Genomic DNA, 12,844 nt, shown 5'->3' with positions numbered 1-12,844 from the left:
CACCGATGACAAAAGGAGGACGGTCGCCGTGCGGCTTCGCCGACGGCGCCGTCGTTGTGACTCTGTCATGGCGAGGCGATTCCGCCCCACCCACGACAGTGGTTCTGAAGCACGCATCACGCGTCGACTCCCACCCAACGAACAAGACAACGGAGGAGGTGCGGAAACACCAAAGAGCACGCGCCCCGATCAGGCGCGTGCGTGCGCACTCTGTGTCATGCGTGATCCGTTTTCAAGGTCGGCCGAGCGGCCACGAAGCCCTTCCCCGTGAGATTCGCCACGGTGCAGTCGCAAACAGAAGCCCATAGTTCCGGTCTTCGCGATAGATCGGACACCGAACACATTTGCGACGGGAAGCGCTCTCAAAACGACTTGAAACGGAGTCAGGTGACCCCTCGTCAAGTCGACACCAAAGATCAGTAACATCTTCATAAACTCTTTAGAGATGGACGTCGTGTGGCGAACGTGTGATCGTGTGCGCGTCTTGTGCCCCGGGGACGTTCCGCCGGGGCCGTCTGCGCTGTCCGAACATCCCTCTGGTCCCACGGGAGTAGACCACCGTGCCCGCGCCGCCTCGTCTTCTCAGTCCGTTCGTGCGCACGCGCACACGGCTGGCACTCACCCTCGGCCTCGTACTGGCCGCCCTCACCGCCGCGCTCCTGCCCTGGTGGCAGCCGAACGCGCCTACGTCCACCCCCTCCGCCGGCGCCCCCCGCACGGATGCCGAGCAGGCGTCGACCGGGCCGAAGGGCGAGGCCGCCGCCGCGGCCGAGGCCAGGCGCACCGGCAAGAACGTGCTCGTCGACACGGCCACCACCGCCACCGAGATGGTCTGGGCGCTGCCGAACGGCCAGATGCGCGCCCAGATCCACGCGCTGCCCCAGCGCGCGAAGACCGCCAAGGGCACGTGGGAGCCGATCGACAACACCCTGCACCGGACCGAGGACGCCGGCGCCCTGACCGTCCGTCCGGCCAACCCGGCCCTGCCGGTCCGCTTCTCCGGGGGCACCTCCGGCGAAGCCCGCGCCGACCGCTCGTACGCCCGGGCGCCGCTCGCCGGGAACGCGGACGGCGCGTCCGTCCTCGCCGAGGTCGACCTCGGCGGCCACACCATCGCCTACACCTGGCCCGGCGCCCTGCCGAAGCCGGTGCTCGACGGCCCGCGCGCCCTCTACCCCGAGGTGCTCCCCGGCGTCGACCTGCTGCTCGTGGCGCGCGAGGAGGGCGGCTTCGGCCAGCTCCTGATCGTCAAGGACCGCGAGGCCGCCGAGAACAAGGACCTCGCGACCGTCGCGTACGGCCTGCGGTCGAAGACCGCGGTCTTCCGGCAGGACGCCAAGGCCAACCGGATCCAGGTCCTGGACGGGACGGGCGCGGAGGTCGGCACCATCCCGACCCCCTTCGCCTGGGACTCCAGCGGCCGGGACCCCGAGCTTCCGCCCGGCACCCCCCGGCGCACCTCGGTCGCCGGCACCACCGACGTCCTGAAGCTGTCGGGCCTGACGGGCATCGAGCCGGGCGCGCGCTCCGCGCAGCTCCCGACCACGCTCGACGGCGACGGCACCGGCACGGCCACCCTGAACCTGGGCCTGGGCCGGACCGGACTCCTCGACCACCCGGACACCGCGTACCCGGTCTTCGTCGACCCGCCGCTCAACAGCGGCTGGTCGGGCTGGACCACCGCGTACAAGAAGTACCCGACCTCCAGCTTCTGGAACGGCACGAACTTCTCCTCCGGCACCTCCGACGCCCGCGTCGGCTACGAGAGCGACACCGGTGGCCTCGGCCGCTCCTTCTGGCGCATGAAGTTCTCGAAGGACTACAAGGGCGCGAAGTTCACCCGGGCCACCTTCAAGGTCAAGAACAACCACTCCTGGTCCTGCACCGCCCGCGAGTTCCAGTTCTGGCAGACCGGCTCCATCTCGTCCGGCACGACCTGGAACGCGCAGCCGAGCTGGTCGACGAAGCTCGACTGGCAGTCCTTCGCCCACGGCTGGTCCTCGGGCTGCCCGGACGACTACGAGGCGTTCAACGTCCTCGCGGGGGTCCAGAAGAGCGCGGACGCCGGCCACGAGTCCCTCACCTTCGGCATGCGCGCCACCAGCGAGAGCGACACCCAGACCTGGCGCAAGTTCCTCGCGACCTCCGCCGTCCTGGAGGGCGACTACAACCGCGCGCCGTCCCAGCCGACCAGCGGCTCGTCCTCACCGGGCGGCACGTGCGTGCCCGGACCGACCAACAGCGTCACCATCGGCCGGACCACCATCACCCTCAAGGCCAAGGCCTCCGACCCGGACAAGACCGTCCCCAAACTGCGGTTCCGCTTCTGGAAGTCCGGTGCGACCACCAGGAGCGAGTACGTCGCCACCCAGGAGTCCGACGGCTACGGCCGGATGATCATCAGGGCGGACGACCCGCTCCTGAAGGACATCACGGCCAACACCCTCTTCTCGTGGGACGTGCGCGCCGAGGACTCGGCCGGAGGGGTCTCCACGTTCTTCCCGAACGGCGAAGAGCCGTGCCGGATCACCGTCGACCCGACCGCCCCGCCGCAGCCGGACATCACCAGCACCGTGTTCACCGAGGCCACGGACGACGGCAAGACCTGGGCCAAGGTCAAGTACGGCACCCCCGGCGACCTCACCTTCACCGCCTCCGGCGCCACCAAGTTCAAGTACGCCTTCGAGGGCGAGACGCTCGTCGACACGCCCGCTCCCGTGAACGGCAAGGTCACGCTCACCAACGTCCTGCCCCGGCACGCGGGCCCGACCAGCGTGCGCGTCTACGCCTACGACGTCCACGGCAACCAGAGCCTGCCCGGCAGCTACGCCTTCTACCTGCCGCCGCGCGACCGCGCCGACGGCCCGATGGACACCGGCGGCGACGGCATCGCCGACCTGCTGGTGCTCTACCCCGACGGCAAGCTGAAGAACTGCGTGGGCGCCCCCGCCGACCCGGCGGTGCCCGGCACCGGCGGTGAGCTGTACAACTGCCTGGCCGCCGCGTACGTGACGAAGGACAAGAAGGTCGATCCGCCGAACCACTGGATCGACACCGCCGGCACCGCGTCGCTGATCGCCCACTACAACGACACGTATCCGGGCGACGGTTCGACCGACCTGTTCGCGGTCACCCCGGACAAGAGGTTCTGGCTGTACCCGGGCGACGGCTACGGCAGCTTCAACGTCGACGAGCGGATCGAGATCCGCCTGCCGGCCAACGCCCCCGCGCCGTCCACCTGGACGCAGCTGAAGGCGGTCGGCGACGTCACCGGCGACGGGCTGCCCGATCTGGCCCTGCGGGCCGGGACGGCGTTCTGGATGCTGTCCGGCTACACGGGCGCCACCGTCCAGACCGCGACGCTCATGGAGGGCAGCGCGTGGGCCCGCCGCGACATCGTCAACGTCGCGGACATGAACAAGGACGGCACGCCCGACCTGCTGTGGCGCAACCTGGACAACGGCAACATGTACGTCCGCCACGGCAAGCCCGGTACGGGCGCCCGCGGCGTCGACCTGGAGTCGCTCAAGCTGGCGGCCAACTCGCTCAACGGCGACGTCGCGTTCGGCACGGCGTGGACCGAGGCCAACATCACGGCCGCGATCGGCATCCCCGACGTCAACAAGGACGGCATCCCCGACATCTGGGCCCGCGTCGGCGAGAACGGGAACATGCGGCTGTACTACCCGTCCACCACCAACACCAACCCGCCGGCCAGGACGGTCCTTTCCGTCGACTGGCGGGGCATCCGCGCCCTGGGCTGACCCGTTCGACGCGTCGCCCCCCGAGCCCCGGTCGCCTGCCTCGCAGCAGGCGGCCGGGGCTCGTCGCTCCGCTCAGTCCTGGTGGCCGAGCTGGAGGTCGCGCTCGGTGCGGCCCCCGCCGGCCACCTGGAGGACGGTCGCGACGGGCGGGTACCCGGCGGCGATGACCGTGTACTCGCCGGAGGACAGGTCGATGAAGCGGAAGGTGCCGTCGGCCCCGGTGGTGAGGGTGTCGACGACGTTCCCGGCCGCGTCGAGCAGGGTCACCCGGGCGTCCTCCACCGGACGCCCGCCCCCGGCCCGCACCGTCCCGCGCAGCACGGCCCCGCCCGCGAGTTCGATGTCCTGGCGGGTCTCGCGGGAGGCCTGGACGCTCACGGGGAGCGCGGCGGGCCGGAAGGCGGGGGCGCTGGCGGCGAGCGTGTACTCGCCCGCGACCAGTTCGGTGATGACGTACCCGCCCTCGCGTCCGCTGCGGGTGGAGGCGACGACCTCGCCGCGCACGTCGGTGAGGGTGACGGCCGCGTCCCGCACGGGCGTTCCGTCGGCGGTGACGACGCTGCCCGCGAGCCGCCCGGCGCCGCCGAGGACGACGTCGAGCTCCACCGGGCGGTCGCCGACGGTGACGGAGACGGCCTGGGGCTGGTGTCCGCCGGCCGCGGCGATCAGGACGTAGGCGCCGCCGCCGGGCACGCTCAGCGCGTACCGGCCGTCCTCGCCGCTCGCGCCGCGGCCGATCTGCCGCCCCTGGACGTCGATGAGGGTGAGGGCGGCCCGGGGCACGCGGCTGCCGTCGTGGTGCTGGACGGTGCCGCAGACGGGGAGCCCGGAGTGCGGCGGGGCGGCGGCCGGAGCGGCCTCGGGGGCGGCGTGCCGGGCGTGCGGGACCGCCCGGGTGGCGAAGTCGGCGGCCTCGGTGGTGGGGGTGGGGTGGGACACCAGCGGTTTCTCCTTGAGGAAGAAGGCGAGGACGAGGCCGAGCACGAGGACCGGCACGAGGTAGAGGAAGATGCGCGGCATCGCGTCCGCGTACGCCTGGACGTAGGCGTCGCGCAGGGCGGGCGGCAGGGTGTGCACCGTCTGCGGGGTGATCGACTCGGCCGGGAACGGGGCGGTGGAGCCGTTCCCGGGCAGGACGCCGGCGAGCCGGTCGCCGAGAGCGTCGTCGAGCCGGGAGGCGAAGAGGGTGCCGAAGATCGCGGCGCCGACGCTGCCGCCGATCTGGCGGAAGTAGTTGTGGGCGCTGGTGGCGGTGCCGAGGTCGGCGGGGCGCGCGGAGTTCTGCACGGCGAGCACGAGCACCGGCATGACCAGGCCGATGCCGGTGCCGAGGACGGCCTGCCAGAGGCTGTGCTGGAGGCGCGGGGTGTCGGCGTCCATGTGGGAGAGCAGCCACATGCCGAGGACGGAGAGGGCGCCGCCGGCCACCGGGTAGGCCTTGTAGCGGCCGGTGCGGCTGATGAGCTGCCCCGAGACGACGGAGGCGACGACGATGCCGCCCATGAGGGGCAGCATCAGGAGGCCGGACTCGGTGGCGGTGGCGCCCTCGACCATCTGGAGGAAGCTGGGCAGGTAGCTGGCGGCGCCGAAGAGGGCGATGCCGACGACGGCGCCGACGAGGGCGGTGACGGTGAAGACGGAGTCGCGGAAGAGCCGGAGCGGGATGAGGGGTTCGGGCGCGAAGTGCTCGACGACCAGGAAGAGCAGGGTGGTTCCGGCGGCGCCGCAGGCGAGGGCGAGGACGACCCGGGAGTCCCAGGCGTACTCGGTGCCGCCCCAACTGGTGAGCAGGACCAGGCAGGTGGAGGCGGCGGCGAGGAGCAGGGCGCCGAGGACGTCGAAGCGCGCGCGTGCCACGGGCTTGGGGAGCTTGAGGACGGTGGCGACGACGGCGAGGGTGACGAGCCCGAAGGGCACGTTGAAGTAGAAGCACCAGCGCCAGGAGACGTGGTCGGTGAAGAAGCCGCCGAGCAGCGGTCCGGCGACGGAGGCGAGTCCGAAGACGGCGCCGATCATGCCCATGTACCGGCCGCGTTCCCGGGTCGGGACGATGTCGGCGATGATCGCCTGGACGCCGATCATGAGGCCGCCGGCGCCGATGCCCTGGATCGCGCGGAAGGCGATGAGCTGGTCCATCGTCCGGGACCAGCCGGCGAGGCCGGAGCCGATGACGAAGACGACGATGGCGAAGAGGAAGACGCCCTTGCGGCCGAGGAGGTCGCCGAGCTTCCCGTAGACCGGCAGGCCGATGGTGGAGGTCAGCAGGTAGGCGGTGATCGCCCAGGACATCCGGTCAAGGCCCTGGAGTTCGCCGACGATCTTCGGCAGGGCGGTGGCGACGATCATCTGCTCCAGGGCGGCGAGGAGCAGGGCGAGCACGAGGCCGAGGAAGACGAGCCGGACGCGGCGGGGGTCGAGGGCGTCCGGTCCGGGCGCCGGCACGGGGTCGGCGGGCGGGACGGGCGGCTCCGCGCCTCCGGCACCGTCGGCGTCCGCGGCGTCCGCGGCGTTCTCGGTGTTCTTCACCACGGTGACCGCACCCACGTGTCTGCTCCCCTCGTCACGGCGTCTGCGCCGCGCCATTCTTCGCATTGGGCGCGAAGGGGGAGCAAGTCGGGCGGTACGGGAGGTCAGCGGGGTCCCGGGCGGCGAACGGCCCCGGGAGGCGGCGCACTTGGGTCGCTCATCAGCGCGTTTATGAGAGGGCCCGCGCCCCCGGCGCGCGCGGGCGCGGTCACGGGAGGCGCGGGCGATCCACTCGAACCGGTGAACGCTCCGGGCGTTGCTTCTCGCGCTCCGGGCGCCGCCTCTTCCGGTCCGGGCGTCACTTCTCCCGCCGCAGGCGTTACTTCTCGACCTCGGCCGCGAGCTTCGCGAGGACGAGGTCGTAGATGCGGCCGAGCCCCTTGGGCGCGAAGGTCTTCTCGAAGAAGCCGCCGATGCCCCCGGCGCCGTTCCAGACGGTGCTGACGACCGCGCGCGACCTGCCCTCACCGGCGGGCGTGACGGTCCAGGTGGTGACCATGGAGGAGTTGCGGTCCTTCTCGACGAGCTGTCCGTCGGTGGGCTCGCTCACCTCCAGGAGGCAGTCGCGGACGCGCTTGCTGGTGGCCTGGAGCTTCCAGTGGACGAGGGTGCCCTCGCCGTCGCCGCCCTCGCGCACCTCGTACTCGCTGAAGTGCTCGGGGAGCAGCTTCGCGCGCGTGCCGCTGTAGTCGGCGAGGGCGTCGAACACCGTCTCGGCGTCCGCGGCGATGATCCGTTCCGTCGTGGCCTCGACCTGCGCCATTGACTTCCTCCAGCTCGTGGTTGCTCGGGGTTGCGGGCCAAGCGAACCACGTGCACTCCGGCGCGCGAAATCCGGGTTGCGGTGATCAAGGGAACAAGTGTTCTATTCTGAGCGAACGGCCGGATCCGAGCGATCGAGGAGGCGTTCATGCGCTGGGACAACCTGGGCGAAAACCCTGCGAACCCCTCGGCCTCCCCGCCCCCCGCCGACCTGGCCCTGTTCGGTACGGACGCGGTCACCACCCGGACCTTCGACACTCCCGAGTTCCGGGGCGTCACCTTCCACGAGGTGCGGGCCCGGTCGATCCTGAACCGGGTCCCCGGCGCCTCTCGGATGCCGTTCGAATGGACGGTCAACCCCTACCGCGGCTGCACCCACGCGTGCGTGTACTGCTTCGCCCGCCGGTCCCACGCCTACCTGGACCTCGACACCGGCCTCGGCTTCGACTCCCAGATCGTCGTCAAGGTCAACGCCCCCGAGCTGCTCGCCCGCCAGCTCGCCTCGGCCCGCTGGCAGGGCGCGCACATCGCCATGGGCACCAACGTCGACTGCTACCAGCGGGCGGAGGGGCGGTACGGCCTGATGCCGGGCATCCTCACCGCCCTGCGCGACCGCGCCAACCCCTTCTCGATCCTCACCAAGGGCACCCTGATCCTGCGCGACCTGGAGCTGATCGCCCAGGCGGCCCGGGTCACCGAGGTCGGCGTCTCCGTCTCCGTCGGCTTCACCGACCGGGAGCTGTGGCGCACGGTCGAGCCCGGCGCCCCCTCCCCGCAGAGCCGCCTCGACGTCGTCCGCGCGCTCGTCGGGAACGGCATCGACTGCGGGGTCCTGATGGCCCCCGTGGTGCCCTTCCTGAGCGACCGGCCGGAGCAGCTGCGCGCGACGGTCCGCGCGGTGGCCGAGGCCGGGGCGAGCTCGGTCACCCCGCTCGTCCTGCACCTGCGGCCGGGCGCCCGCGAGTGGTTCGCGGAGTGGCTGGGGCGCCACCACCCGGGCCTGGTGCGGCGGTACGAGCGGATGTACGCGGACGGGGCCTACGCGCCGACCTGGTACCAGCGCCGGATCACCCGTCAGGTGCACGAGTTCGCCGCCGAGTTCGGGATGGGACCGGCGGGACGGGAAGGAGCGCGCCGGACCGCCCTGCCGGAGGAGCCGGAGGCGGCGGCCGCCCCGGAGCAGCTCACCTTCCTCTGAGCCCGCCGGAGCCCCGTGCTCCCCGGGGTCCGGGCCGATCATCGGACCGAATCGTCTGACACGCCGTCCGCTCCCCTCCTTTCGGGTCAACTCCGGGCGGAACGGGTCCCGCCGGGCCCCGTTCGAGGCACAAAGGCCCTATGACCCCACGCGCAGGAATGCTGATCGCCGCTGGAGCGCTGGTGGCTGGGACGGTCACCGCGCTGCCCGCCGCGCCCGCGGACGCCGTCGAACCGGTCCCCCGCCCGCTCCCCCGGCTCGCCTGGACCGACTGCGCCACCAAGGCGTACCCGAAGCTCCAGTGCGCCACCCTGGAGGTGCCGCTCGACCACGACGACCCGGCCGGGCGGAAGGTGACGCTCGCCCTGACCCGGGTCCGGCACACCGCGGAGACCTTCCAGGGGCCGCTGCTCGTGAACCCGGGCGGGCCCGGCGGCAGCGGGCGCGGCATGGCGGGGTACGTGGCGGCGTCGCTACCGCCCGAGGTGGCCGCCCAGTACGACGTGATCGGCTTCGACCCGCGCGGGGTCGGGAAGAGCGAGCCCGCGCTCGACTGCCGGCCCGGCCACTTCGCCTCGGTGCGCCCCGACTCGGTGCCGCGCGGCTCCCGGGCCGAGCGGGCGGGGACCGACCGGGCGCGGGCCTTCGCGGAGGCCTGCGGCGAGAAGTACGCCGACGTGCTGCCGCACATCGACACCGTGAGCGCGGCCAAGGACCTGGACGTGATCCGGGACGCGCTCGGTGCGCCGAGGCTCAACTACCTCGGGTACTCGTACGGCACCTATCTGGGCGCCGTGTACGCGCGGCTCTTCCCGGACCGGGTGCGGCGCATGGCGTTCGACTCCGTCGTCAACCCGCACGGGGTCTGGTACGAGGGCAACCTCGGGCAGAACCTCGCCTTCGACGCGCGGCACAAGGACTTCATGGCGTGGGTGGCCCGGTACGACGCCACGTACCGGCTCGGCACCGACCCGGCGGCGGTCGAGGCCGCCTGGTACCGGATGCGCGACGCGGTGCGCGCGGAGCCGGCCGGCGGGAAGGTCGGGCCGGGCGAGCTGGAGGACACCTTCCTGCCCGGCGGGTACTACGACGGCTACTGGCCCAAGCTGGCGAGCGCCTTCTCCGCGTACGTCAACGAGGGGGACTCCGGGCCGCTGGTCGAGGCGTACGAGCGGTACGGGGAGGCCGACGCGGCCGCCGACAACGGCTACTCGGTCTACGCGAGCGTGCAGTGCCGGGACGCGGGCTGGCCGCGCGACTGGAACGTCTGGCGCAAGGACGCGTGGGAGACGCACGCCAAGGCGCCGTTCTCGTCCTGGAACAACACCTGGTACAACGCGCCGTGCGCGTTCTGGCCGGTGGAGTCCCTGACCCCGCCGGACGTCTCCAACGACCGGGTGCCGCCGGCCCTGGTCCTCCAGGCCACGGACGACGCGGCGACGCCGTACGAGGGCGGGGTCGCGCTGCACCGGCTGCTGCGCGGCTCCCGCCTGGTGGTGGAGGAGGGCGGCGGCAACCACGGGGTGACGCTGGCCGGGAACGACTGCCTCGACGGCCACCTGGCCGCCTACCTGGCCACGGGCGGGCTCCCGCGCGGCGCGGACGGCGCCGAGGCGGACGCGGTCTGCGCCGCGCTCCCGGAGCCGGAGCCCGAGCCCGTCGTCACGTCCGGGTCGAAGCCCCCGGAGAAGCGCGGCGCACGCGTGGGCTCCGCGCGCACGGAGCCGGCCGGCGCCACGCTGCACGGCCTCCTGGGCCACGTGCGCTGAAGGAAGGCTCCGCGAGCCGAACCCCCCTTCCCTCAGGCGCGGTCGGCCGCGCGCTCCGGGCCGAGCAGGCCCAGGGAGCGCGCGGCCGCCGCGCCGAGGCGCGGATGGGGCAGGGCGGCCTCCAGGGCGGGGCGGGCCCGGGGGTCGCCGAGGGTGCCGAGGCCCTCGACGCAGGCGAGGCCGACCCGCCAGTGGGGGTCGTCGACCGAGAGGCGTCGTTCGAGGACGGCGATCAGGGCCGGTACGGACTCGGGGGCGCGCAGCTCGGCGAGCAGCCGGACCGGCAGCAGGGCGTAGGCGGCCCTGAGTTCGTTGGTGGCGAGCGCGGCGGCCGCGCGGGCGGTGCGCGGGTCGCCGAGCCGGGCCAGGGCGTGGGCGGCGGTGACGCAGCGCTCGGGGTCGCGGTGGTTGAGGAGCAGGACGAGGGCCTCGAAGGCGCGCGGGTCGCCGGCGACGCCGAGGGCGTAGGCGGCGACCTCGCGGGCCCAGAGCGGCCGGCCGGGCTCGGTGAGGACGCGGTGCAGCTCCTCGGGGTCGCCGGGCAGTTCCCCGGGGTCGCCGGTTTCCGCGAGCCGGCCGAATGCCGCCGGGACTTCTCCGGTGCCATTCCCGATCTCGTCGCGCAATCGATCGATCATCGAGCAGAATTCCGGATCCTCGGCGTATTCCATGAATCCGAGCCTATCCGCGATCCAGATCACATTTTCTCGACTTCCCGGGACTGGCGCGCTCGTTACCCGCCGGTTAGTCTCAGGTGAGCGGGTCAACCCCCGCTTCTCACAACGGCCTGGTGACGCAGCCGTGGTGAGCGTACGTCGGTTCGGCAGTTTCGACGCGGCTCCGGGACAGAGCCCGTCGCCCCCCTTTTCACCGGGCGCCGCCCCTTTCCACGGGCTCCTTCCCGTGCGTTTCCCGCGATTCTCCTCGCGCCCGCGCAATTCCGCGGCACCACCCGCACGCACTGCCCTCAGTCGTCACTCTTCCTCTCTGGAGTCCCCTGATGGACACCCCTCTCTCCACCATCGCCGTCGTCGGTCTCGGCACCATGGGCGCGGGTATCGCCGACGTCCTCGCCCGGGCCGGCCGCGAGGTCATCGGCATCGACGTCAGCGACGCCGCCGCCGCCCGGGCCGTCGCCGCCCTGGAGGCCTCCACCGCCCGCGCCGTGGCCCGCGAGCGGATCACCGAGGACGAGCGACAGGACGTCCTGGCCCGCTTCCGCACCTTCTCCGACCTCCAGGCGGCCGCCGAGGCCGACCTCGTGATCGAGGTCGTGCCGGAGTCGTACGAGGCGAAGCAGGAGGTCTTCCGGGCCCTGGACGGCATCGTCCGGCCCGACGCGATCCTGGCCACCGGCACCAACGCGCTCTCCGTCACCCGGCTCGCGGCCGACTCGGCGCACCCGGAGCGGGTCCTCGGCCTGCACTTCTTCACCCCGGTCCAGGCCATGAAGCTGGTCGAGGTGGTCTCCTCGGTGCTGACCGACCCGCGGGCCGTCGACGCCGTCACCCGGCTCGCCCAGGACCTCGGCAAGGAGCCGGTGGCGGTCGGGGACCGGGCCGGTTTCATCGCGGATGGGCTGCTCTTCGGCTACCTGAACCAGGCCGCCGCCATGTACGAGGCCAAGTACGCCTCCCGCGAGGACATCGACGCGGCGATGAAGCTGGGCTGCGGCCTGCCGATGGGCCCGCTGGCGCTGCTCGACCTGATCGGCGTGGACACGGCCCGCACGGTCCTGGAGGCCATGTACGCCTCCTCGCACGACCGGCTGCACGCCCCGGCCCCGATCCTCAAGCAGCTCAGCGAGGCGGGCCTGACCGGCCGCAAGGCGGGCCGCGGCTTCTACACGTACGCGGCGCCGGGCTCCGACGAGGTGGTGCGCGACGCGCTGACCCCGCTGACCTCGGCGGAGAGCGCCGGCGGGCGCGAGGTCCGCTCGGTCGGCGTCGCCGGCTCGGGCACCATGGCCTCCGGCATCGCGGAGGTCTTCGCCAAGGCCGGGTACGAGGTCGTGCTCGCCGCCCGCTCCCAGGAGAAGGCGGACACCGCCAAGGCCCGGATCGCCAAGTCCCTGGAGCGCTCGGTGTCCAAGGGCCGGATGACGGCCGAGGCCCGCGACACCGTGCTCGCCCTGATCACCCCGGCCGGCACGCTCGACGCCTTCGCCGAGGTCGACCTGGCGGTCGAGGCGGTCGCGGAGGACCTGGAGATCAAGCAGGACCTGTTCGCGCGGCTCGACAAGATCTGCAAGCCGGGCGCGGTGCTCGCCACCACGACCTCCTCGCTGCCGGTCGTGGCCTGTGCCCGGGCCACCTCCCGCCCGCAGGACGTCATCGGGATGCACTTCTTCAACCCGGCGCCCGCGATGAAGCTGGTGGAGATCGTCCGCACGGTCCTGACCGGCGACGACGTCCACGCCACCGTCCGCGAGGTCACCGCGAAGATCCGCAAGCACCCGGTGGACTGCGGCGACCGGGCCGGCTTCATCGTGAACGCGCTGCTCTTCCCGTACCTGAACAACGCGATCAAGATGGTCCAGGAGCACTACGCGACCCTGGACGACATCGACGCGGCCATGAAGCTGGGCGGCGGCTACCCGATGGGTCCGTTCGAGCTGCTCGACGTGGTCGGCCTGGACGTCTCGCTCGCGATCGAGCAGGTCCTGCACCGCGAGTTCCGCGACCCCGGCCTCGCCCCGGCCCCGCTCCTGGAGCACCTGGTGGCGGCCGGCTGCCTGGGCCGCAAGACGGGTCGCGGCTTCCGCGAATATGCCCGACGCTGAGCCCCGCACCCCCGGTTGGGGCGGGCTCCTGAGCCCCTCGGGC

7 protein-coding genes are annotated in these 12,844 nt (G+C 72.5%); 4 read left to right on the top strand and 3 right to left on the bottom strand.

Annotation, left to right across the window (positions count from 1 at the left end):
• Window positions 1–593: 593 nt before the first annotated feature.
• Complete coding sequence (locus ACWGSR_RS09805; protein WP_453565117.1) at window positions 594–3,764, top strand: hypothetical protein; 3,171 nt, start codon at window positions 594–596, stop codon at window positions 3,762–3,764.
• Between the two features lie 72 nt (window positions 3,765–3,836).
• Here ACWGSR_RS09805 and ACWGSR_RS09800 read toward each other — a convergent pair whose 3' ends face one another.
• The gene (locus ACWGSR_RS09800) at window positions 3,837–6,308 is read right to left on the bottom strand and encodes an MFS transporter (protein WP_453565114.1); all 2,472 of its coding nucleotides are present in this window, start codon (window positions 6,306–6,308) and stop codon (window positions 3,837–3,839) included.
• 301 nt (window positions 6,309–6,609) lie between these two features.
• Entirely contained in the window at window positions 6,610–7,053 is a 444-nt protein-coding gene (locus tag ACWGSR_RS09795) for an SRPBCC family protein (protein ID WP_376236111.1), read from the bottom strand.
• Window positions 7,054–7,200: 147 nt separating this feature from the next.
• Here ACWGSR_RS09795 and ACWGSR_RS09790 point away from each other — a divergent pair, with 147 nt between their 5' ends.
• The gene (locus tag ACWGSR_RS09790; RefSeq protein ID WP_453565112.1) at window positions 7,201–8,250 is read left to right on the top strand and encodes an Rv2578c family radical SAM protein; all 1,050 of its coding nucleotides are present in this window, start codon (window positions 7,201–7,203) and stop codon (window positions 8,248–8,250) included.
• A gap of 140 nt (window positions 8,251–8,390) precedes the next feature.
• On the top strand, window positions 8,391–10,019 hold the full coding sequence (locus tag ACWGSR_RS09785; RefSeq protein ID WP_453565109.1) for an alpha/beta hydrolase: 1,629 nt from the start codon (window positions 8,391–8,393) through the stop codon (window positions 10,017–10,019).
• Window positions 10,020–10,051: 32 nt separating this feature from the next.
• Here the strand turns inward: ACWGSR_RS09785 and ACWGSR_RS09780 are convergent, their stop codons facing one another.
• Window positions 10,052–10,690, bottom strand: a complete 639-nt coding sequence (locus tag ACWGSR_RS09780; RefSeq protein WP_453565107.1) for a HEAT repeat domain-containing protein — start codon at window positions 10,688–10,690, stop codon at window positions 10,052–10,054.
• A gap of 329 nt (window positions 10,691–11,019) precedes the next feature.
• Here ACWGSR_RS09780 and ACWGSR_RS09775 point away from each other — a divergent pair, with 329 nt between their 5' ends.
• Window positions 11,020–12,801 (top strand): 3-hydroxyacyl-CoA dehydrogenase family protein, encoded by a 1,782-nt coding sequence (locus ACWGSR_RS09775; RefSeq protein WP_376236102.1) that lies wholly within the window; start codon window positions 11,020–11,022, stop codon window positions 12,799–12,801.
• Window positions 12,802–12,844 lie beyond the last annotated feature (43 nt).

The sequence above is a fragment of the Streptomyces sp. NPDC055632 genome (assembly GCF_053618675.1).
This window is presented reverse-complemented; position numbering and strand designations above follow the sequence as displayed.